Here is a 20,237-nt window from a genome sequence, read left to right as displayed (position 1 = left end):
GCGACGGGACGGTCGGCGGTGGCGGTCACAGGAGGTCCTCCGTTCCACTGCGCTTCACGTAGAAGCCGACGATGACCAGGATCACGGCCATCAGCACGATCGAGAGCGCGGCCGCGGCCGGGTAGTTCTCGAGGGTGAGGAAGTTCGCCTCGATCGCGTTGCCGACCATCGAGGTCCGCGACGAGCCGAGGAAGTCGCGGCTCGCGTTGATGTAGTCGCCCGCCGCCGGGATGAAGGTGAGCAGCGTGCCGGAGACGATGCCGGGCATCGAGAGCGGCACGGTCACCTTCCAGAACACCGAGGCGGGGTGCGCGTAGAGGTCGGAGCCGGCCTCGAGGAGCCGGGTGTCGAGCCGCTCCAGAGTCGTGTAGAGCGGCAGCGTCATGAAGGGGATGAAGTTGTAGGTGATGCCGAAGACGACGGCGATCGGGGTGCCCGTGAGGTGCCCGTCGGAGGGCAGTATCGCGACGGTCTTGAGGGCCTGCACGAGCGGGCTCTCGTCCGCGAGGATCTGCTTCCAGGCCAGCGTGCGCAGCAGGAAGCTGATGAAGAAGGGCGCGATCACCAGCGTCAGCAGCAGGTTCTGCAGCAGCGGCCAGGGCCGCGCCTTCACTCCGATGAAGTAGGCGAGCGGATAGCTGATCACGAGCGCGAGCACCGTGGCGATCAGGGCGTAGCCGAAGGAGCGGATCGCGTGCGGCCAGTAGTCGGCCATCACGACGAGGTAGTTCTGCCAGGCGAAGCCCGGCGCGTACTCGCCGATGTCGCCGTCCGGCACCTCGACCTGGAACGAGGTCAGCACGAGGGAGATCAGCGGCGTGAGGAAGAACAGCAGCATGTAGACGATGCCCGGCAGCAGGAGCACCAGGGCGATCGTCGACCGCCGGCGGACCGGCGGATCGAGCGTGTCGGTCGAGCCGGACGCGAACGCAGCGAAGGCCATGCCTACGCTCCTCCGGAGCGGCCGGCGAGCAGCCCGCGCTTCTGCAGGGCGATCGAGCGGGTGGAGTCGTCGGCGGCGAAGCGCGGCACGGTGCCCGGTTCGTCGGCCAGCCCGAAGCCGTGCTCGATGCTCCAGCTCACCCAGACCTGCGCACCCTCGCCGACGACCGGCCCGAAGACCATGTTCTGGGCGAAGACGACGATCGAGCCGAGCGTGGGGATTTCGATCGTGTACTGCGTGCTGACGCCGCTGAAGGAGACGTCGACGACGCGCCCCGGCCCGAGCACGTTGCGGTCCGGGGAGTCGGCGGGCGCCTCGGTGAGCAGCAGGAGCTTCTCGGGGCGGACGCCGATCGTCATCTCGCCGGACTCGCGGGCCGCACGGGCGGTGGGCACGACGATCCGGGCGTCGCCGGCGGCGACGGTCAGCGCGGTGCCGGTCGAGGCGACGACCTCGCCGGTGAAGAGGTTCGACTGGCCGAGGAAGTTGGCGACGAAGACCGTCCGCGGGAGCTCGTAGAGCGCCTCGGGAGCGCCCATCTGCTCGATCCGGCCCTTGTTCATCACCGCGACGGTGTCGGCCATGGTCATGGCCTCCTCCTGGTCGTGGGTGACGTGCAGGAAGGTGAGGCCGACCTCCTCCTGGATCGACTTCAGCTCGAGCTGCATCTGCCGGCGGAGCTTGAGGTCGAGCGCACCGAGGGGCTCGTCCAGGAGCAGGAGAGCGGGCCGGTTCACGATCGCCCGGGCGAGGGCGACCCGCTGCTGCTGCCCGCCGGAGAGCTGCGCCGGACGGCGCTGGGCGAGGTGGTCGAGCTCGACGAGCCGGAGCGCCTCGTGCGCCTTGCCCACCGGGTCGTCGATCCGGCGGCGCTTGAGGCCGAAGGCGACGTTCTCGAGGATCGACATGTGCGGGAACAGCGCGTAGGACTGGAAGACGGTGTTCACCGGGCGCTGGAACGTCTTGGTGGCCGTGACGTCCTTCCCGCCGATCAGGATCCGGCCCGCGCTCGGCTCCTCGAGACCGGCGACGAGCCGCAGGGTGGTCGTCTTCCCGCAGCCGGAGGGCCCCAGGAGAGCGAAGAAGGATCCCGCGGGGATCGTGAGGTCCAGCGAGTCGAGGGCGGTGAAGCCCGGGTACTGCTTGCTGATCCCGACCAGTTCGAGGTCGGCGCCGCGCTCGGCGAAGGTTCCGGTGGCCATCAGATGCCCAGCAGCACTTTCTGGAACTCGGCCTGATAGTCCTTCTCCTCGTCCGCGGTGAGCGTCCGGAAGATGTGGGACTGCGCGAGCGTGTCCTCGTCGGGGAAGATCAGCTGGTTCTCGGCCAGCTCCGGGTCGATGCTCTCCATGGCGTCCTTCGCTCCGTCGACGGGGGTGATGTAGTTGACCCAGGCGGCCACCTCGGCGGCGACCTCCGGCTCGTAGTAGTAGTTCATCAGCGCTTCGGCATTGGCCTTGCGCTGCGAGCCCATCGGCACGACGAACGTGTCGTTCCACAGGGTGCCGCCCGAGTCGGGGAGCGCGAACTCCCACTTGTCGCCGGCCTCGGTGTTGATCAGCGTGATGTCGCCCGACCAGCAGATAGCGGCGAGGGTGTCCTCGTTCTGCAGATCGTTGAGGTACGCGTTGCCCTTGATGTTGCGGATCTGGCCCTCGTCGACCTGCTTCCGGAAGACGTCGATCGCGTTCATGTACTCGTCGTCCCCCCAGGCCCCGGCGATGTCGGTGCCCTGGGCGAGCATGATCAGCCCGATCGTGTCGCGCATCTCGCTGAGCACGCCGACCCGCCCGCGCAGCGCCGGATCCCAGAGGTCGTCCACGCTGGCGAGGCCGTTGGGGAGCTTCTCCTTGTTCCAGCAGATCCCGGCGAAGCCGGCCTGGAACGGGAGCGAGCGGTGGCGCCCCGGATCGAAGTCCGGATTCGCGAGCGACGGGGTGAGATTCGCGATGTTCGGGATGTTCGCGTGGTCGAGCTCCTGGATGTAGCCGCGACGGGCCAGGCGGGAGACCATCCACTCCGTCAGGCAGACGGTGTCGGCGCCGATGTACTGGCCGAGGGCGAGCTGGTCCTTCACCTTGCCGTAGTACGAGTTGTTGTCGTCGACCGCGACGTTGTAGGTGACGGAGATCCCGGTCTGCTCCTCGAACGCCATCAGCGTCGGGTAGCCGCCGTCGTCGTCCTCGTCGAGGTAGGCGGGCCAGTTGTCCCAGACGAGACGGGGGTCTGCGGCGGAGTCGTCGACGGCGGCGGTCGGTGCGGCGCGCGAGACCGGCGCGCAGGCGGCGAGCGCCAGTGCTCCGACCCCGAGACCGAGACCGCCGAGGACGGCGCGCCGCGAGAGCATCGCCCGCCGTTCCCGCTCTCGGGAGCGCGCGACGGCGATGGCCTCGCGGAGTACGGGGTCCCTCGGGAGAGGACGGGTCATGGCTGCGGCTCCTGACTGCGTCGGTGCTCGGGCCCACCGGCGTGAACGTGGGGAAATACTGGCACAGAGCTCGGACGTCTGTCGATGAAGGACCGACGAGATCGGCCATCTGGAAACATGATCGTCACGAAATCCGCGTTCCAGACGCGTATCGACCGCGGATTCCTCCCGTTCAGCGTGCGCTCGCGTCCGGCCAGCGCGCGCGGCGGAGGCGGCCGTCCGCCTCCAGCAGGACCCGCTCTCCGACGCAGAGGGGTGCCGGCGGGAGCGGCCCCAGGACGACCCGCGCCTCGCCCGCCGGCACCTCGAGCACGACGGGGGCGCCCGCGCGGAGCCGCGCAAGGAGTCCCCTGGCGGCCGACCACTCCACGACCGTTCCGAGGATCGCGGCACCTGGCGGGGGCGGCACGTCCGCGGCCTCTCCGACGAGGACGGCCGGGATCCGAGCGTCGGCGAGCCTCGCCCGCAGCGCGTTCGCACGGTTCGTCAGGACGGCGAACGGCCGCTCTCCCGTCGGCACGACCGGCACGGCGGCACGGCGACGCGCGGGAGGCGACGGCGGCGGCGCGAAGACCTGGATCCGCTCGCCGCGCCACCACCCCCCGCCCGCCGGGAGGTCGCCGCGGTACGGCTCCCCGTGCAGCGCGAGCAGCTGGTGCTCCTGGCGGTGCGCGGCGCGCAGGAGGAGCACGTCGTCGAAGGCGTCTCGGAGCGCGGCCAGGCCGTCGGTCACCCGGCGGGCCGTGACGACGATCGGCGCGCCGTCGGAGCGGAGCGCGGTCTGCAGGGCGTCGAGCAGCCGACGGCGCTCGTCGTCGCCGCAGCGGCGGAGCAGGAGATCGAGGTCGTCGAGCAGAAGCAGACCGCCCGGCCCTTCGTCGGCGACGACCGCTTCCCAGGCCTCCTCCGCGTCGAGCGGGCCGACGATGCGGGCTCCCTCGAGCTGCGCCGCGAGCGTCCGGAGCACGCCGCTCCTGCCCGAGCCCGCCGCGCCGAGGACGAGGATCGAGCGGCGATCGAGGTGGACGACGTCCTGCCGCTGCTCGGCGGGGCGGTCCACGAGCCCGAGCGCGACGCGACCCGGTCGCCCACGCTCCGGCAGCGGGATCCGGGCCGGCAGCGGATCGAGCCAGGGCCGGTGGACGGAGGCGTCCCGGCCGCCCCTGCGGAGCACCGTGGCGATGTCGTCCTCCCCCGCGAGAGCCGCCTGGACGACTCTCCCCTGACCGCCGATCGAGACGACGCACCGGCCGGCCGCTCGGTGCGGGATCCGGGCGGCGGCGTCCGAGCCGATCAGCGCTCGCGAGTCGGCCGCATCGTGCACCCGGAGCGCGATCCTCAGGCCGCAGTTCGCCGCGACCGCGTCGCGGACGACGCCGACGGGCCGCTGCGTGCAGAGCACGAGGTGGAGGCCGAGCGAGCGCCCGCGCGCGGCGATGTCGGCGAAGGTGCGGTGCAGCTCCGGAGCGCGCTCGAGCACGACCGCGCACTCGTCGACGAGGATCACCAGGCGCGCGAGCAGCCCGGGCGGCAGCCGGGCGATGTCGGGGACTCCGTGCTCGGCGAGCAGCACCTCGCGCCGGCGCAGCTCGGCCGCGATGCTGGCGAAGGCGCGGACCGCTCCCTCGGGATCGAGATCGGTGATCACGCCCGTGACGTGCGGGAGCCGCCGGAGTGCCCCGAACCCCGCGCCGCCCTTGAAGTCCGCGAGCAGGAACGTCACGGCGGCGGGCGGGTACCGAGCCGCCAGCGCCACCACCCAGGCGATCAGGAGCTCGCTCTTGCCGCTCCCCGTCGTCCCGCCGATGACGGCGTGCGGTCCGTCGCGGACCAGATCGATCTCGACCGGGCCGTCCGCGGCCTTCCCGAGCAGCACCGGAAGGCCTCCGCCGCCGCCGAGCCGAGCCGGCTCGCCGAGCTCGGAGAGCAGGACGGTGTCCGGCAGCTCCTCCGCTCCCGGGCCGTGGGCCGCGGCGAGGGACTCGGCGTAGCCGCGCGCCTGCTCGACCGAGACGTAGTCGGCGACCAGCGGCTCCAGCACGCCGGCTCCGGCCCGGCCGACCACACTCGCGGCACCCGCGCCGCCGACCTGCACGATGCAGCGGCACCGCTTCGGCAGCTCGTCCGCGCTGCCGGCCAGCGCGACGACCGCGTCGGCATCGCTCACTCCGTCCCCCTGCAGAACGGCGAGGCCCAGCGGCGCCGTGACCGCGCGGAGGTGCGGCAGGGCGCGGAGGCAGTTCCACCCGGCTCCGCTCGGCAGCTCGATCCGGAGGGAGTCCGGTGCCACGAGCTCGGCCACCTGCACCAGGAGCCCGCGCACCAGCGCCCGGGCGAGGACCGGCGGTCCGACGACGCCGATCCCCGAGGAGAGCGCCGCCGGCAGCGGAGCCCCGCCGTCCGTGGAGTCCTCCCCCGCTGCCGGTCTCTGCCCGAGCACGATCTCCAGCCCCGCGGCGGCGCGCCGCCAGCGGGCGTCCACCGGCACCCGGTGCTCGAGGACGTCGAGCGGACGGGGCGACGCGCGGCGCAGTGCGTCGAGCTCCTCCGCACGCGCCAGCGCCGTTGCGGCCGTGTAGGCGGTGAGCTCCCGCGCGTAGCGCTCGCCCTCTCGACGCGCGGTCCGGCGGCGGAGACGGCGCGAGTCGAGGAAGGACGCGACCGCGACGACCGGCCCGAGCGCGGCGAGAGCCAGCGTGTACGGCGACGATGTCAGCGCGTACAGCACGAGCGACGTCAGCACCGGGGCCAGCGCCGCGATCCACGGAAAGGACGGGCGCGGCGGCACGGCCGGCGGCGTCGGCGGCAGGAGCCTCGCTCCGGGGCGCTGGATCGTCATGCGACCAGCGAAGCGGACGCCCGGGCCGCGTGGCGGGTCAGCGCGTGATCGGTGGACGGTTCGACGCTGTGGAGGAGCCCTCGACCCGCTCGACCGCCATCTCGACGGACGACAGCAGCAGCCGACTGCCGATCTTCGCGCGATAGCGGCGGCCCGCCTCGAGCGGGAGCGGAGCCTGCGTGGGGGCGACCAGCACGGAGCCGTTCGCCGACCAGCGGTCGCTGACCCACAGCCCGCCCTCGTCGAAGCCGAACTCGAGGTGCGTCTTGGACAGCGAGCGAGACGGGTCGGGTACGGCGAGGATGTGCCGGAAGGTCTCGCCCGGATCCGGCAGCGGCTGGCGGCCGATGAGTCCGTTGCCGGTGACGATGGCGTGCTGGCCGGACGCGAAGATCAGCCGCACGAGCCCCTGGCTCGGCGGCGCCATCGGCGCCCCGGGCGCGGGCCGACGGTGCCGGCCCGGGGCGAGGCCCGGCAGCCAGGCGCGGCGCGCGGGATCGAGGACGGTGGTGTCCCCGGAGGAGGCGGGGCGGGAGGCGCCGGGAGTCGCGTGCGAGGCCACCGAGGTGCCGCACTCTCCGCAGAGGATCGCCCCGGGAGCGAGGGTGGAGCCACACGTGCTGCAGATCACCGAGACCACCCCTCCTCCGTCCATGGTACCCGGGGCCCCGCCGCGGCTCCCGGGTGCTCGCTCAGTCGCCGTCGCCGGTGACGGCGAGCACGTCGACGACGATGACCGTCACGTTGTCGCGTCCGCCGTTGCCGAGCGCCGCCTCGACCAGCTCGTCCGCCGCCTCCTGCGCGGTTCCCGCGGTCGAGAGCACGTGCTCGAGACCCGCGTCTGTGAGCTCCTTCGTCAGCCCGTCGGAGCAGACCAGCAGCCGCGACGGGGCGATCACGGGGACCAGGCGGTAGTCCGGGACGGGCGGCTCGTGGAAGCCGACCGCCCGGGTGATCACGTTGCTGTGCGGATGCACGTCCGCCTCGTCCCGGGTGATCAGCCCGGCGTCCACGAGCTCCTGGACGATCGAGTGGTCGACCGTCAGCTGGACCAGCGCCCCCTGGACGCAGAGGTAGACGCGCGAGTCGCCGATGTTGAAGACCGACCAGTAGGGCTCGCCGCCCACGACCGTCAGCGCGGCGCCGGTCACGGTGGTGCCGGTGCCTCCGTCGGCGGTCTGCGACTGCCGGGCGATGTCGTCGACGGCCTCGCGGAGCGCGCGGTCGATCTCCTCCGCCCCGACGGTGGCACCGGTCGCGGCGAGCGAGAGCCGGGACACGACGGCGTCGCTGGCCACCTCCCCGGCCGCATGACCGCCCATCCCGTCGGCGACGGCGAAGATCGGTGTCTTCGCGAGGTAGCTGTCCTCGTTGGCGCTGCGCACGAGGCCCACCTCGGTGCGCGCCGCCCAGCCGAGCGTGACCACTGCGGAGGGCGTGTCCGAGGACCAGGCCGAGACGGGGACGGTCACCGACGCTCGGCTGCGGCCGATCTGCGTCATCGCGTCTCCTCGCCTCCGCCGGCTCCGCGCGTGCGGGGCCGATCCCTCCGATGCTATCGGCTGCGCGAGGACCGCAGACGCCCGCTCGGCGGCCACCTCGATGGCCGCTCACGGACGCTCCGCTGCGCCTGGCCCGCCGGAGGAGAGCGCTTGCAGCACGGCGCATTCCGTCATCGCCGGGGCCTCCCGGATGCGGATTCACTTGCCGGAGCCCGCCGGGGCTGCGAGGATCATCGCATGAGCCCCTCCCGCCCTCCTGCACAGCGCCCGCTCCAGCTCGACGACGTCTCCAAGGCGATCATCGAGCAGCTGCAGGCCGACGGCCGGCGCTCGTACGCGGAGATCGGCAAGGCGGTCGGGCTGAGCGAGGCGGCGGTCCGGCAGCGGGTGCAGAAGCTGACCGAGTCGGGCGTGATGCAGATCGTCGCCGTGACGGACCCGATGCAGCTCGGCTTCTACCGGCAGGCGATGATCGGGGTCCGCGTGACGGGCGACACCCGGGTCGTCGCGGACAGCCTCGCGGCGATCCCGGCCGTCGACTACGTCGTGCTGACGGCGGGCACCTTCGACATCCTCGCCGAGGTCGTCTGCGAGAACGACGACGACCTGATCGCCCTGCTCAACCAGGAGATCCGCTCGCTCCCGGGGGTCCTCTCCACCGAGACCTTCGTCTATCTGAAACTCCACAAGCAGTTCTACAACTGGGGAACGCGGTAACCGATGACCACAGAGACAGCATTCTCGAGCCAGGGCCTCGCGTCCGGCGATCCGGTGAAGGGCGAGGACGCCCCGGCCGGATTCGACGACGCGGCGCTGCAGAAGAAGGCCAAGGACCACCTCTGGATGCACTTCACCCGGCAGTCGGTGATGGACTCCGGCGCCGGAGTGCCCATCATCACCCGCGGCGAGGGCCACCACATCTGGGACAGCACGGGCCGGAAGTACTTCGACGGGCTCTCCGGGCTCTTCGTCGTCAACGCGGGCCACGGCCGACGGCGGCTCGCGGAGGCGGCCGCCAAGCAGGCGTCCGAGCTCTCGTTCTTCCCGCTCTGGTCGTACGCCACGCCGTCGGCGATCGAGCTCGCCGACCGCCTCGCCGATCACGCCCCGGGCGACCTCAACCGCGTGTTCTTCTCCACCGGCGGCGGCGAGGCCGTCGAGACGGCCTTCAAGCTGGCCAAGCACTTCTGGAAGCTGCAGGGCAAGCCGGGCAAGCACAAGGTGGTCTCGCGCTCCGTGGCCTACCACGGCACCCCGCAGGGCGCACTGGCGATCACCGGCATCCCGGCGATGAAGTCGATGTTCGAGCCGCTCGTCCCCGGCGGCTTCCGCGTGCCGAACACCAACTTCTACCGCGCGCCGCAGCACGGCGACGACCTGGAGGCCTTCGGCGTCTGGGCGGCGGACCGCATCGAGGAGATGATCGAGTTCGAGGGTCCCGAGACGGTCGCCGCCGTCTTCCTCGAGCCGGTGCAGAACTCGGGCGGCTGCTTCCCCCCGCCGCCCGGCTACTTCCAGCGGGTGCGCGAGATCTGCGACCGGCACGACGTGCTCCTCGTCTCGGACGAGGTGATCTGCGCCTTCGGCCGGATCGGGCACATGTTCGCCTGCGACGAGTACGGCTACGTGCCGGACATGATCACCTGTGCGAAGGGTATGACCAGCGGGTACTCCCCCATCGGCGCGACCATCGTCAGCGACCGCATCTACGAGCCCTTCCGGCACGGCGAGGTCTCCTTCCCGCACGGCTACACCTTCGGCGGTCACCCCGTCTCGGCAGCGGTCGCGCTGGAGAACCTCGACATCTTCGAGGAGGAGAAGCTCAACGAGAACGTCCGCGAGAACTCGCCGCTGTTCCGCTCGACCCTCGAGAAGCTGCTCGACCTGCCCATCGTCGGCGACGTCCGCGGTGCGGGCTACTTCTTCGGGATCGAGCTGGTCAAGGACAAGACGACCAAGGAGACCTTCGATGCGGAGGAGTCCGAGCGCCTGCTCCGCGGCTTCCTCTCGAAGGCGCTGTTCGACGCCGGACTGTACTGCCGGGCGGACGACCGCGGCGACCCCGTCGTCCAGCTCGCCCCGCCCCTCACGATCGGACCGAAGGAGTTCGACGAGATCGAGCAGATCCTCCGCTCGGTCCTGACCGAGGCCTGGGCCCGCCTCTGAGCCCCGCGCGCGCCGCCGATCGATCCGTCGGCGCGCACAGGCTCCCTTCACGCGGCGCGATTCCCGTCGACGGCCGACGGCCACCGCTCACCACGGTCGAGGGCTGCGACGAGGAGCCGCGAGTGGTGATCGTGCGGGTCGAGGCGGACCGCTTCGCGCGCCAGGATCATCGCCGAGGGAGCGAGCCCCGACCACCAGTGCAGAGTTGCGAGCAGGACGAGCAGCGGACTCCGCTCGGTCGCCGGGGCCGTGGCCGCCGCCCGGGCGACGAGCTCGAGCACGGAGGTCTCGGCGACGTGGTCGGGACGAGCGAGAAGGCCGAGCACCCGCTCTCGCCAGTCGCTCCGCTGCGCGCAGACGATGAGCACGGCGAGGGCGTGGCTCCGCGGTTGCCAGGGGCGTCCCGACTCCGCACGCAGCAGGAGCGACTCGGCATCGACGGCGAGGGCCTCGGGGAGACGAGCGCGCGGGTGCCGGTCGAGGAGGGCGTCGACCTCCGCCGCGACCGCCAGCGCCTCCCCTCGGGCGATGTCGGGCAGGAGACGGCCGGCGGTGACGTGCCGGGCGGTCGCGACGGCCGGAGGGACACTGCTGAGCGGCACCGGTCGGAGTGAACCGCTGGGGACGAGCACCTCGACGGGGAGTCCGATGCCGTCAGCCCGGCTGCTCAGCGCGTCGACGAGAGCGACCGCGGACGGAGTGCGTCCGCGGCGGGAGTAGAGGACGATCACCAGGCGCTCGACGCGTCCGAAGCGCCCGAGCGCCCCGATCCAGGCCTGAGCGGTTCGTGCGGGATCACCGACGGCGAGGTCGAAGCGGAGCGCTCCCGTGGGCGTCCCGTCCCGCATCGGGACGAGCACGACGCTCTCCTGCGGCGGGTGGCCGACGAGGCGCGGGATCGCCGCGAGCACGGCGCTGGGATCGAGGGTGCGGACCGGAAGCGATGCAGTGGATGTCATGCGGCAACGGTGGCGGCCGCGGCGGCGCTCCGGAGCGCGATCCGGAGCGGTCGGAAGACAGATCGCCGGATCGCCGCTTGTGGAGGAGGCCGACGCCGGCGCACCCGCTGGTCGAGCACCCCTGCAGGGGCGTACCGGTCCCGGCGTCGCTCGGCGGGTGGCTCTCGAGACGCCCTCTGCGCGGGCTGCTCGATCAGCACGAGTCCTCCCCAGGCCGGCGAGCTGCGCAGCCGTCCACCGATGTCCGATTCCCGCCGGTCGCCCTCGCGCACCGCGGATACTCTCGTGGCATGAGAACGACTCCCCTGCACGTGCGCCGCACCGTCAGCCCCCTCGGCCGGATCGAGGTCGGCAGCGACGGAGAGTCGATCGTCTCGCTCGCGATCGAGAACGGCGGAACGCTCCCGCACGACCACCTGCCCGTCGGCTCCCTCCCCGTCCTGGACGCCGCCGTCGACCAGCTCGACGCCTACTTCGCCGGCGAGCGGCGCACCTTCGACCTCCCGCTCCTCCTGCGCGGGACTCCGTTCCAGCTCGAGATCTGGGGAGCGCTGCAGGGCATCGGCTTCGGCGAGATCACCTCCTACGGCGCTCTGGGGCAGGCGACGGGCCGGCTCCGCTCCGGGCGCCCCATCGGCGGAGCGGTCGGCGCGAACCCGATCCCCCTCTTCGTCGGCTGCCACCGGGTGCTCGCCGGCGACGGCCGGATCACGGGCTTCAGCGCCGGGGAGGGGATCGCCACCAAGGCCTGGCTGCTCGATCACGAGGGGATCCCCCACCGATGACCGCCGACGACGGGCTGATCACCGGCGCCGACGGCACCGTCCGCTGCGCCTGGAGCGGCGACGACGTCGAGTACCGCCGCTATCACGACGAGGAGTGGGGCGTGCCTCTGCACGGCGATCGCCCGCTCTTCGAGAAGATCTGCCTCGAGGGCTTCCAGGCAGGACTCTCCTGGATCACGATCCTCCGCAAGCGGCCGCGGTTCCGCGAGCTCTTCCACGGCTTCGACCTCGACGCCGTGGCGGCGATGGGCGCGGACGACGTCGACCGCCTGATGGACGACGCCGGCATCATCCGCAGCCGCCCCAAGATCCTCGCGACCATCGGCAACGCGCAAGCGGCCCTCGCACTGCGCGAGCGCGACGGTGAGGGCGCACTGGACCGCCTGGTCTGGTCGTTCGAGGAGGACGTGCCCGCCGGTCGCGTCGTCCGCCCCGGCGACGTCCCCGCGTCGACTCCGGCCTCTCTCGCGCTCTCGAAGGCCTTGCGGAAGGCCGGCTTCCGCTTCGTCGGTCCGACGACGATGTACGCCCTGCTCCAGTCCTCCGGCGTGGTCGACGACCACCTCACGGGCTGCTTCCGCGCCCGCTCCTGAGCATCAGACCGAGGGCACGACGAGATCGAGCTCGCCGCTGCCGGCGTTCGGAGCGAGCTCGAAGCCCCGGCCCGCCGCCCAGCGCGCGAGCTCCTCGAGCGACGAGGTCTCGACGCCGTCCTCCGCCAGCGCGCGGACGAAGCGACCCTTGCCCTGCTTGTTGAAGTGATTGAGGTTCCGCAGCTGCCCCGACGCGTCGCGGGACCGCACCCGGACGAAGAAGCGCCCCTCCCCCGGCTGCAGCGGCCCGAGCGCGGCGTACGACTCGCTCCGCAGATCGAGGACGAGGCCCTCGAGGGCCGACAGCTCGCGACCCGCCTCGGCCGCCCACCAGCGCTTCAACGGCAGGCCCGGGATCCGCGAGTCGTGCGACAGCCGGTAGGCGGGGATGCCGTCGAGCCCGCGGACCGGCCCCCAGAGCGCCGACTGCACCACGACGACCCGGCCGAGGACGTCCCTCGACCCGGCCGGGAGCGAGGCCGCGTCGAGCGCGTCGAACAGCACGCCGTCGAAGCGATCCACCGCGGGCATCGCCGGTGCGGTCGGCAGAGCGGCATTGCGCTCGATCTCGCCGAGCTGCCGCGGACCGAGCTTCAGCGCCCGCGCGGAGGCCTCCCGATCACCCGCGAGTGAGATCAGCGCGTCGCGCAGGGCGAGACGTCGCTCGATCAGGCCCGGGAAGGACAGCTCCTCGACCCGGAACGCGGCGGAGCCGCCGTCGCGCTTCGTCTCGGACGGGGGAAGCAGGACGTGCACGGGTCTCCTCGGGAAGGACGGCGCGCCCGGAGGCACGCGAGTGACGCGCGGCGCCGCTGCACCGCGCACGACGGAGGGGCCGGGCGATCGCGATGATCACCCGGCCCCTCCGGTCGCCGCTCGAGGCGGCGGGTCGTCAGACCAGCGCGGCCTCGCGGGCAACGACGGTGACGACGTCGTTCTCGACGGACAGGAAGCCGTCGTCCGCCTGGGCGGTGATCCGGCTGCCGTCGGCGGCCGTGACGCGCACCTCGCCCGAGGCGAGGATCGCGAGCATCGGCTCGTGACCGACCAGGATGCCGATCTCGCCCTCGACCGTGCGAGCGGAGATCTGCTTCGCCTCGCCCGACCAGACCTCCGCGTTGGCGGAGACGACGCTGACCTTCAGGGTCCCGGCCATGATCAGCCGTTCTCCTTCTGGATCTGAGCCCACTTCTCCTCGACGTCCGTGATCGGGCCGACGTTGAAGAACGCCTGCTCGGCCACGTGGTCGAACTCGCCGCGGGCGATCGCGTCGAACGACTCGATGGTGTCCTTCAGCGGAACGGTCGAGCCCTCGACACCGGTGAACTTCTTCGCCATGTAGGTGTTCTGCGAGAGGAACTGCTGGATCCGGCGCGCACGCGACACCGTGATCTTGTCCTCCTCCGAGAGCTCGTCGACACCGAGGATGGCGATGATCTCCTGGAGCTCCTTGTTCTTCTGCAGGATCTGCTTGACGTTCGTGGCCACACGGTAGTGGTCGGCACCCAGGTAGCGGGGGTCGAGGATGCGCGACGTCGAGGTCAGCGGGTCGACGGCCGGGTAGAGGCCCTTCGACGCGATCTCACGGGAGAGCTCGGTCGTCGCGTCGAGGTGCGCGAACGTGGTGGCCGGCGCCGGGTCGGTGTAGTCGTCGGCGGGGACGTAGATCGCCTGCAGCGAGGTGATCGAGTGTCCGCGCGTCGAGGTGATGCGCTCCTGGAGCACACCCATCTCGTCGGCGAGGTTCGGCTGGTAGCCCACCGCGGAGGGCATGCGGCCCAGCAGGGTCGACACCTCCGAGCCGGCCTGCGTGAAGCGGAAGATGTTGTCGATGAAGAGCAGCACGTCCTGCTTCTGCACGTCGCGGAAGTACTCCGCCATCGTCAGCGCGGAGAGCGCGACGCGGAGGCGGGTTCCCGGCGGCTCGTCCATCTGGCCGAAGACGAGGGCGGTCTTGTCGAAGACGCCCGCCTCCTCCATCTCGGCGATGAGGTCGTTGCCCTCGCGGGTGCGCTCGCCGACGCCGGCGAACACGGACACTCCACCGTGGTCCTGCGCGACGCGCTGGATCATCTCCTGGATGAGGACGGTCTTGCCGACGCCCGCTCCGCCGAAGAGGCCGATCTTGCCGCCCTGGACGTACGGCGTGAGGAGGTCGATGACCTTGATGCCGGTCTCGAAGAGCTCGGTCTTCGACTCCAGCTGGTCGAACGCCGGGGGCTTGCGGTGGATGGGCCAGCGCTCGGTGATCTCGAACGCCTGGCCGTTGATCGTGCCGTCGGCGTCAGCGTTGAGCACCTCGCCGATCACGTTGAAGACCTTGCCCTTGGTCACGTCGCCGACCGGGACCGAGATCGGCAGGCCGGTGTCGTGGACCTCCTGGCCGCGGACGAGTCCGTCGGTCGGGTTGAGCGAGATGGCGCGGACGAGGTCGTCGCCCAGGTGCTGCGCGACCTCGAAGGTCAGCTTGGACGAGACGCCCTCGACCTCGACGTGCGTGTACAGCGCGTTGTAGACCTCGGGGATCGCGTCGTGGGGGAACTCGATGTCAACGACGGGGCCGGTGACGCGGGCGATACGGCCGACGGCCCCGCCCGGAGTCCCGGTCGCCGCCTCAGGTGCGGTCAGTGTCATTGCTTCTTCCTTCTGTGGTCTCACCGCACCCGGAGGGCGGAGGCTTCGTGTCGGGGAGGTGCGCCGTCTACTTCGAGGACGACAGGGCGTCGGCGCCGCCGACGATCTCGGCGATCTGCTGCGTGATCTCGGTCTGGCGCGCGTTGTTGGCGAGCCGGGTGTACGTCTTGATGAGGGTGTCCGCGTTGTCGCTGGCCGACTTCATCGCCTTCTGGCGCGCCGCGTGCTCGGACGCCGCCGACTGCAGCATCGCGTTGAAGATGCGGCTCTCGACGTAGACCGGCAGGAGGCGGTCGAGCACCGTCTCGGGGTCGGGCTCGAACTCGTAGAGCGGGTACAGATCGGTGTTCTGATCCTCAGCGCCCTCGACGACCTCGAGCGGCAGGAGACGGACGACCGTCGGCTGCTGCGTGACCATGCTGACGAAGCGGTTGTAGACGAGGTGGATCTCATCCACTCCGCCCTCTTCGTCGTCGAGGTTGTACGAGTCGACGACCGCGTCCGCGATCTCCTTCGCGGTCTCGAACACCGGCTGGTCGGTGCCGCCCGTCCAGATGCGGACGCTCGGGCGCCGGCGGAACGAGAAGTACGCGTTCGCCTTGCGGCCGACCAGGTAGAAGACGACCTCCTTGCCCTCGCTGCGCAGCAGCGAGGCCAGCTCCTCGGCCTCCTTGAGCACGCTCGAGGAGAACGCGCCCGCGAGGCCGCGGTCGGAGGTGAAGATCACGATCGCGGCCGTGTCGAGCTTCTCGCGCTCGGTCGTGAGCGGGTGCTCGACGTTCGAGTAGGTCGCGACGGCCGACACGGCGCGCGTGATGGCGTTCGAGTACGGAGCCGCGGCGGCGACGCGGTTCTGCGCCTTCTGGATGCGCGAGGCCGAGATCAGCTCCATGGCGCGGGTGATCTTCTTGGTCGTCTGGGCCGAACGGATCTTCGACCGGTAGACCCGGAGTTGCGCTCCCATGTGTCTCCTGTAGTCCTTCTCTGAATCGTCGAGGGGTCGCTGTTAGCGACGGCCCTTGACGATCTTCTCCTGGCCGACCTCGTCCGCCGAGATCGCCTTGTGCTCCTCGCGCCCGACCGAGGCGAGCGGCTTGCCCTCACCGGTCTGGAACTCGAGCTTGAAGCCGTCGACGGCACGGTGCAGCTCGGCGACCGTGTCGTCGGAGAGCACGTTGGTGTCGCGCAGCGTGGAGAGGACCTGCGTGTTGCGGCCCAGGTAGTCGAGCAGCTCGCGCTCGAAGCGCAGCACGTCGGGGACGGGCACCTCGTCGAGCTTGCCGTTCGTTCCGGCCCAGATCGAGACGACCTGCTCCTCGACGGGGTACGGCGAGTACTGCGGCTGCTTGAGCAGCTCGGTCAGGCGGGCGCCGCGGGCGAGCTGGCGGCGCGAGGCGGCGTCCAGGTCGGAGGCGAACATCGCGAAGGCCTCGAGCGAGCGGTACTGCGCCAGCTCGAGCTTCAGCGTTCCGGAGACCTTCTTGATCGACTTGACCTGGGCGTCACCGCCGACTCGCGAGACCGAGATGCCCACGTCGACCGCCGGACGCTGATTGGCGTTGAACAGGTCGGACTGGAGGAAGATCTGGCCGTCGGTGATCGAGATCACGTTGGTCGGGATGTACGCCGAGACGTCGTTGGCCTTGGTCTCGATGATCGGGAGGCCCGTCATCGAGCCGGCGCCGAGCTCGTCGGACAGCTTCGCGCAGCGCTCCAGCAGACGGGAGTGCAGGTAGAAGACGTCGCCGGGGTAGGCCTCGCGTCCCGGCGGGCGGCGCAGCAGGAGCGACACGGCGCGGTAGGCCTCGGCCTGCTTCGACAGGTCGTCGAAGATGATCAGGACGTGCTTGCCGCCGTACATCCAGTGCTGGCCGATGGCCGAGCCGGTGTAGGGGGCGAGGTACTTGAAGCCGGCGGGGTCCGACGCGGGGGACGCGACGATCGTCGTGTACTCCATCGCCCCGGCGTCCTCGAGCGCGCCCTTCACCGAGGCGATGGTGGAGCCCTTCTGGCCGATCGCGACGTAGATGCAGCGGACCTGCTTGTTCGTGTCGCCCGACTCCCAGTTGGCCTTCTGGTTGATGATCGTGTCGATCGCGATCGCGGTCTTGCCGGTCTGGCGGTCGCCGATGATGAGCTGGCGCTGGCCTCGGCCGACCGGGATCATCGCGTCGATCGCCTTGATGCCGGTCTGCAGCGGCTCGTGGACCGACTTGCGCGACATGACGCCGGGGGCCTGGAGCTCGAGGGCGCGGCGGCCCTCGGAGGCGATGTCGCCGAGTCCGTCGATGGGGTTGCCGAGCGGGTCGACGACGCGGCCGAGGTAGCCGTCGCCGACGGGGACGGAGAGGACCTCGCCGGTGCGGGTGACCTCCATGCCCTCCTCGATGCCGGAGAACTCGCCGAGGACGACGACGCCGATCTCGTTCTCGTCGAGGTTCTGGGCGAGGCCCAGGACGCCGTTGGAGAAGCGGATCAGCTCGTTCGCCATGACGCCGGGGAGTCCCTCGACGTGGGCGATGCCGTCGGCGGCGTCGATGACGTAGCCGACCTCGGTGGTGGACGCCTTGCCCGGCTCGTACGACGAGACGAAGTCCTTCAGCGCGTCGCGGATCTCATCCGGGCTGATGGTGATATCTGCCATGGGAATTCCTATTCGTTGGGTCCGTGCGAGCCGAAGCGGTCGTCGGGGCCTGACCTGGGTGGTGCGGAGGTCGGAGGCGGCGCGAGCCGCTCCCTGAGGATACGTGCGTCCGTCAGGACGCGAGCTGGAGCTTCAGGTCGGACAGCCGCGCCGAGACGGTGCCGTCGATGACCTCGTCGCCGACGTTCAGTCGCATGCCGCCCAGGAGGGAGGGATCGACCAGCACGTTGACGGAGACCGGGCGGCCGTACTGGCGCGTGAGCGCCGAGCGGAGCCGGTCGAGCTGCTCGGGGTGCAGCGGAGCCGCGACCGAGACCGTGGCGATGGTGAAGCCGCCCTGGTCGGCGACGACGCCCGCTGCGAAGCGGACGAGCTCGGGGACGCGGCGACCGCGCGGGTGCGCGATCAGCTGCCGGAGGATGGCGAGCGTCTCCGCCGACGCCTTGCCCTCGAGGAGGCGCTGGATGAGCGACACCTTCGAGTCGGCGGCGGCGAGCTTGCTGCCGAGCGCCAGCTCGAGGCCGGCGTCGGACGAGACGACCGCGCCGAACATCTGCAGCTCGCGCTCGATCGAGACGCCCTCGGGTGCGGAGGACGCGATCGCGCGGACCCCCACCTCCTCGATCCCGGCGACCAGGTCGCTCGGGCTCGACCAGCGGTGGCCGGCGATGACGGTGAGCAGGCGCTTGGCAGCCACGTCGAAGGGGGCGAACACGCGGGCCACGAGGGCACGCTTGCTCGCCGCCTCCACGCTCGGGTCCGAGAGGGCCGAGCGGAGCTGCGCCTGGGAGTCGATGACCCGGGCCGCTTCGAAGAGCTGCTGAGCCGCCTCGAGCGGGACATGACCGCCGAACGCGGACAGCTCCGCCTTCGCGGCGGTCAGAGCCTGTCGTGACGCACTGCCCATCAGCTGTTCGCCTTCTCCGAGGCCTCGAGGTCGGCGAGGAAGCGGTCCACGATCGCGGACGCCTTCGCGTCGTCGTTGAGGCTCTCGCCGATGACGCCGGAGGCGAGATCGATGGCGAGGGTTCCGACTTCGGAGCGCAGGGCGACGACGGCGGCCTGACGGTCCGCCTCGATCTGGGCGTGCGCGTTGTGGAGGATGCGCTCGGCCTCGGCCTGCGCCTGCTCCTTCTTCGCCGCCACGATCGCGTTGCCGTCGGCGTTCGCCTTCTCGCGGATCACTCCGGCCTCGGCGCGGGCCTCGGCCAGCTGAGCGGTGTACTTCTCGAGCGCGATCTCAGCCTGTCGCTGGGCCTCGTCGGCCTTCGCGATGTTCCCCTCGATGGCGGCGGAGCGCGCGTCGAGCATCGTCTGGATGCGCGGCAGGACCAGCCTCCAGAAGAAGAACAGCAGGATGAGGAAGATCACCCCCGACCAGAAGAAGTCGTAGAACTCCGGGATCAGAATGACCGCGGGGACGTCACCTTCTTCCGCAGCGATGTTCACAGCGGTGCTGAACACGACTACGCCGCGAAGATGAAGTAGGTGGCGAGACCGATGAGCGCGAGCACCTCGGTGAACGCGATGCCGAGGAACATCGTGGTCTGGAGGCGGCCGGCCATCTCGGGCTGGCGCGCCATGGCCTCGACGGTCTTGCCCGCGACGATGCCGACACCGATGCCGGGGCCGATCGCTGCGAGGCCGTAACCGACCGTCGCGATGTTGCCGGTGAGTTCGGCGAGAACGGTGACTGAGTCCACGAGTGGGTCCTTTCAGTGGGGTGATCGTGTGAACGGGCGGGAGCCCGTGAGTAGTGGGGTCAGTGCTCCTCGGCGACGGCCAACTGGATGTAGACCGCAGCGAGGAGGGTGAAGATGTAGGCCTGCAGCACCGCGACCAGCAGCTCGAAGAGCGTGAAGGCGCCGCCGAAGGCGAAGGTCACGACACCGAAGAGCTTGAAGCCCGGGTCGATCTGCGAGCTGAAGAGGAAGAACTGCGTGGCCGAGAAGCACAGCACCAGGAGGAGGTGCCCGACGATCATGTTCATCACGAGCCGCAGCGCGAGCGAGAGCGGACGGATGATGAACGTCTGCAGCAGCTCGATGGGCGTGAGGATGAAGTAGATCAGGAACGGGGCTCCGGGCGGGAACAGGGCGTTCTTGAAGAAGCCCATCCCCCGGTCCTTGATGCCGGCGTAGATGAAGGTGACGTAGGCCACCAGACCGAGGAAGAGCGGCATGCCCACGACCGACGTTCCCGCGATGTTCAGGAACGGCACGATGCCGGTGAGGTTCATCGCGATGATCGCGAAGAAGATCGTCACCAGGATCGGCAGGAAGCGGCGCGCGTCCTTCTCGCCGAGGATGTCCTTGGCGATCGTCACGCGGACGAAGTCGAAGGCCATCTCGACGACGCTCTGGAAGCGTCCCGGGACGATGCGCATCTTGCGCGTCCCGAGGTAGAAGAACAGCATCAGTGCGATGACCGCGATGAAGCGGACCAGCATGACGCGGTTGATCTCGAAAGGGGTTCCCTCGAAGAGGAAACCGGGCGGGAAGAACTCGGAGATCGACGGGGTGTGGAAGTCACTCTCACCGGTCGAGGACGAGACCAACAGGGTCACAGCGTTAGCAAACAGCGCTAGCTCCTGGAATTCGGGGCGTGGCACGTGGCAGACGGACGACGTGAATCGTTCGGACACAACGCTCTCGCGACGACGAAAGGTGGGGTATTCCGCTCGGACGGCGTTCGCACTCGGCGGTCGACATCAACGATGAGACGACCTGAGGACGGGCACACGT

20 protein-coding genes are annotated in these 20,237 nt (G+C 70.6%); 4 read left to right on the top strand and 16 right to left on the bottom strand.

Annotated elements, in window-relative coordinates; translation table 11 throughout:
* Window positions 1-25: 25 nt before the first annotated feature.
* The 6 genes from GTU73_RS07975 to GTU73_RS07950 form a co-directional block, all read right to left on the bottom strand.
* Entirely contained in the window at window positions 26-943 is a 918-nt protein-coding gene (locus tag GTU73_RS07975) for an ABC transporter permease (protein ID WP_160088437.1), read from the bottom strand.
* A gap of 2 nt (window positions 944-945) precedes the next feature.
* Entirely contained in the window at window positions 946-2,145 is a 1,200-nt protein-coding gene (locus tag GTU73_RS07970; protein WP_160088435.1) for an ABC transporter ATP-binding protein, read from the bottom strand.
* On the bottom strand, window positions 2,145-3,371 hold the full coding sequence (locus GTU73_RS07965; protein WP_160088433.1) for a spermidine/putrescine ABC transporter substrate-binding protein: 1,227 nt from the start codon (window positions 3,369-3,371) through the stop codon (window positions 2,145-2,147). The genes GTU73_RS07970 and GTU73_RS07965 overlap by 1 nt, the downstream gene beginning before the upstream one ends.
* Before the next feature lie 172 nt (window positions 3,372-3,543).
* Window positions 3,544-6,210 carry an FtsK/SpoIIIE domain-containing protein gene (locus GTU73_RS07960; RefSeq protein ID WP_160088431.1) on the bottom strand — a complete coding sequence of 889 codons (2,667 nt, stop codon included), beginning with the start codon at window positions 6,208-6,210 and terminating at the stop codon, window positions 3,544-3,546.
* Window positions 6,211-6,247: 37 nt separating this feature from the next.
* A complete protein-coding gene (locus GTU73_RS07955) occupies window positions 6,248-6,772 on the bottom strand; it encodes a hypothetical protein (RefSeq protein WP_160088429.1) in 525 nt (174 codons plus the stop codon).
* Between the two features lie 130 nt (window positions 6,773-6,902).
* A complete protein-coding gene (locus GTU73_RS07950; RefSeq protein WP_160088427.1) occupies window positions 6,903-7,712 on the bottom strand; it encodes a protein phosphatase 2C domain-containing protein in 810 nt (269 codons plus the stop codon).
* 237 nt (window positions 7,713-7,949) lie between these two features.
* Between GTU73_RS07950 and GTU73_RS07945 the strand changes: the two genes are divergently transcribed.
* Both GTU73_RS07945 and GTU73_RS07940 read left to right on the top strand, forming a co-directional pair.
* On the top strand, window positions 7,950-8,429 hold the full coding sequence (locus GTU73_RS07945; RefSeq protein ID WP_160088425.1) for an Lrp/AsnC family transcriptional regulator: 480 nt from the start codon (window positions 7,950-7,952) through the stop codon (window positions 8,427-8,429).
* A 3-nt stretch (window positions 8,430-8,432) separates the two neighbouring features.
* Window positions 8,433-9,878: an aspartate aminotransferase family protein gene (locus GTU73_RS07940; RefSeq protein ID WP_160088423.1), complete on the top strand. Its 1,446-nt coding sequence runs from the start codon at window positions 8,433-8,435 to the stop codon at window positions 9,876-9,878.
* A 47-nt stretch (window positions 9,879-9,925) separates the two neighbouring features.
* Here the strand turns inward: GTU73_RS07940 and GTU73_RS07935 are convergent, their stop codons facing one another.
* Complete coding sequence (locus tag GTU73_RS07935; protein ID WP_160088421.1) at window positions 9,926-10,837, bottom strand: DUF4192 family protein; 912 nt, start codon at window positions 10,835-10,837, stop codon at window positions 9,926-9,928.
* 290 nt (window positions 10,838-11,127) lie between these two features.
* Here GTU73_RS07935 and GTU73_RS07930 point away from each other — a divergent pair, with 290 nt between their 5' ends.
* Together GTU73_RS07930 and GTU73_RS07925 are read left to right on the top strand one after the other, a co-directional pair.
* Window positions 11,128-11,622, top strand: a complete 495-nt coding sequence (locus tag GTU73_RS07930) for a methylated-DNA--[protein]-cysteine S-methyltransferase (RefSeq protein WP_160088419.1) — start codon at window positions 11,128-11,130, stop codon at window positions 11,620-11,622.
* Window positions 11,619-12,215: a DNA-3-methyladenine glycosylase I gene (locus GTU73_RS07925; protein ID WP_160088417.1), complete on the top strand. Its 597-nt coding sequence runs from the start codon at window positions 11,619-11,621 to the stop codon at window positions 12,213-12,215. Before GTU73_RS07930 ends, GTU73_RS07925 begins: the two co-directional genes overlap by 4 nt.
* A gap of 3 nt (window positions 12,216-12,218) precedes the next feature.
* On the opposite strand, the gene yaaA is transcribed toward GTU73_RS07925, so the two are convergent.
* From yaaA to atpB, 9 genes are all read right to left on the bottom strand, one after another.
* Window positions 12,219-12,971, bottom strand: coding sequence for a peroxide stress protein YaaA (gene yaaA / locus GTU73_RS07920; RefSeq protein ID WP_160088415.1), 753 nt, complete (start codon window positions 12,969-12,971; stop codon window positions 12,219-12,221).
* A gap of 136 nt (window positions 12,972-13,107) precedes the next feature.
* Entirely contained in the window at window positions 13,108-13,371 is a 264-nt protein-coding gene (locus GTU73_RS07915) for a F0F1 ATP synthase subunit epsilon (protein WP_160088413.1), read from the bottom strand.
* Between the two features lie 2 nt (window positions 13,372-13,373).
* A complete protein-coding gene (gene atpD / locus GTU73_RS07910) occupies window positions 13,374-14,849 on the bottom strand; it encodes a F0F1 ATP synthase subunit beta (protein WP_160088411.1) in 1,476 nt (491 codons plus the stop codon).
* 67 nt (window positions 14,850-14,916) lie between these two features.
* A complete protein-coding gene (locus GTU73_RS07905; protein ID WP_123445506.1) occupies window positions 14,917-15,813 on the bottom strand; it encodes a F0F1 ATP synthase subunit gamma in 897 nt (298 codons plus the stop codon).
* Window positions 15,814-15,855: 42 nt separating this feature from the next.
* Entirely contained in the window at window positions 15,856-17,493 is a 1,638-nt protein-coding gene (gene atpA, locus GTU73_RS07900; RefSeq protein ID WP_123702905.1) for a F0F1 ATP synthase subunit alpha, read from the bottom strand.
* A gap of 112 nt (window positions 17,494-17,605) precedes the next feature.
* The gene (locus GTU73_RS07895) at window positions 17,606-18,400 is read right to left on the bottom strand and encodes a F0F1 ATP synthase subunit delta (protein WP_160088409.1); all 795 of its coding nucleotides are present in this window, start codon (window positions 18,398-18,400) and stop codon (window positions 17,606-17,608) included.
* Window positions 18,400-18,957, bottom strand: coding sequence for a F0F1 ATP synthase subunit B (locus tag GTU73_RS07890; RefSeq protein ID WP_244231813.1), 558 nt, complete (start codon window positions 18,955-18,957; stop codon window positions 18,400-18,402). Before GTU73_RS07890 ends, GTU73_RS07895 begins: the two co-directional genes overlap by 1 nt.
* 2 nt (window positions 18,958-18,959) lie before the next feature.
* On the bottom strand, window positions 18,960-19,196 hold the full coding sequence (locus GTU73_RS07885) for an ATP synthase F0 subunit C (RefSeq protein WP_055794702.1): 237 nt from the start codon (window positions 19,194-19,196) through the stop codon (window positions 18,960-18,962).
* 59 nt (window positions 19,197-19,255) lie between these two features.
* On the bottom strand, window positions 19,256-20,059 hold the full coding sequence (gene atpB / locus GTU73_RS07880) for a F0F1 ATP synthase subunit A (protein ID WP_123445503.1): 804 nt from the start codon (window positions 20,057-20,059) through the stop codon (window positions 19,256-19,258).
* Window positions 20,060-20,237: the final 178 nt, after the last annotated feature.

Source organism: Rathayibacter sp. VKM Ac-2804 (assembly GCF_009866655.1).
GTDB lineage: Bacteria > Actinomycetota > Actinomycetes > Actinomycetales > Microbacteriaceae > Rathayibacter.
Note: the sequence above shows the minus strand (reverse complement) of the source record. Positions and strands in the feature narration are given on the sequence as shown.

What these genes read in the sequence shown, in the direction of transcription:
- GTU73_RS07915 (WP_160088413.1), bottom strand. Translation starts at nt 13,371, where the DNA reads ATGGCCGGGACCCTGAAGGTCAGCGTCGTCTCCGCCAACGCGGAGGTC.
- GTU73_RS07960 (WP_160088431.1), bottom strand. Translation starts at nt 6,210, where the DNA reads ATGACGATCCAGCGCCCCGGAGCGAGGCTCCTGCCGCCGACGCCGCCG.
- GTU73_RS07905 (WP_123445506.1), bottom strand. Translation starts at nt 15,813, where the DNA reads ATGGGAGCGCAACTCCGGGTCTACCGGTCGAAGATCCGTTCGGCCCAG.
- GTU73_RS07975 (WP_160088437.1), bottom strand. Translation starts at nt 943, where the DNA reads ATGGCCTTCGCTGCGTTCGCGTCCGGCTCGACCGACACGCTCGATCCG.
- GTU73_RS07945 (WP_160088425.1), top strand. Translation starts at nt 7,950, where the DNA reads ATGAGCCCCTCCCGCCCTCCTGCACAGCGCCCGCTCCAGCTCGACGAC.
- GTU73_RS07895 (WP_160088409.1), bottom strand. Translation starts at nt 18,400, where the DNA reads ATGGGCAGTGCGTCACGACAGGCTCTGACCGCCGCGAAGGCGGAGCTG.
- GTU73_RS07930 (WP_160088419.1), top strand. Translation starts at nt 11,128, where the DNA reads ATGAGAACGACTCCCCTGCACGTGCGCCGCACCGTCAGCCCCCTCGGC.
- atpD (WP_160088411.1), bottom strand. Translation starts at nt 14,849, where the DNA reads ATGACACTGACCGCACCTGAGGCGGCGACCGGGACTCCGGGCGGGGCC.
- GTU73_RS07950 (WP_160088427.1), bottom strand. Translation starts at nt 7,712, where the DNA reads ATGACGCAGATCGGCCGCAGCCGAGCGTCGGTGACCGTCCCCGTCTCG.
- GTU73_RS07925 (WP_160088417.1), top strand. Translation starts at nt 11,619, where the DNA reads ATGACCGCCGACGACGGGCTGATCACCGGCGCCGACGGCACCGTCCGC.
- GTU73_RS07965 (WP_160088433.1), bottom strand. Translation starts at nt 3,371, where the DNA reads ATGACCCGTCCTCTCCCGAGGGACCCCGTACTCCGCGAGGCCATCGCC.
- atpA (WP_123702905.1), bottom strand. Translation starts at nt 17,493, where the DNA reads ATGGCAGATATCACCATCAGCCCGGATGAGATCCGCGACGCGCTGAAG.
- GTU73_RS07940 (WP_160088423.1), top strand. Translation starts at nt 8,433, where the DNA reads ATGACCACAGAGACAGCATTCTCGAGCCAGGGCCTCGCGTCCGGCGAT.
- GTU73_RS07935 (WP_160088421.1), bottom strand. Translation starts at nt 10,837, where the DNA reads ATGACATCCACTGCATCGCTTCCGGTCCGCACCCTCGATCCCAGCGCC.
- GTU73_RS07970 (WP_160088435.1), bottom strand. Translation starts at nt 2,145, where the DNA reads ATGGCCACCGGAACCTTCGCCGAGCGCGGCGCCGACCTCGAACTGGTC.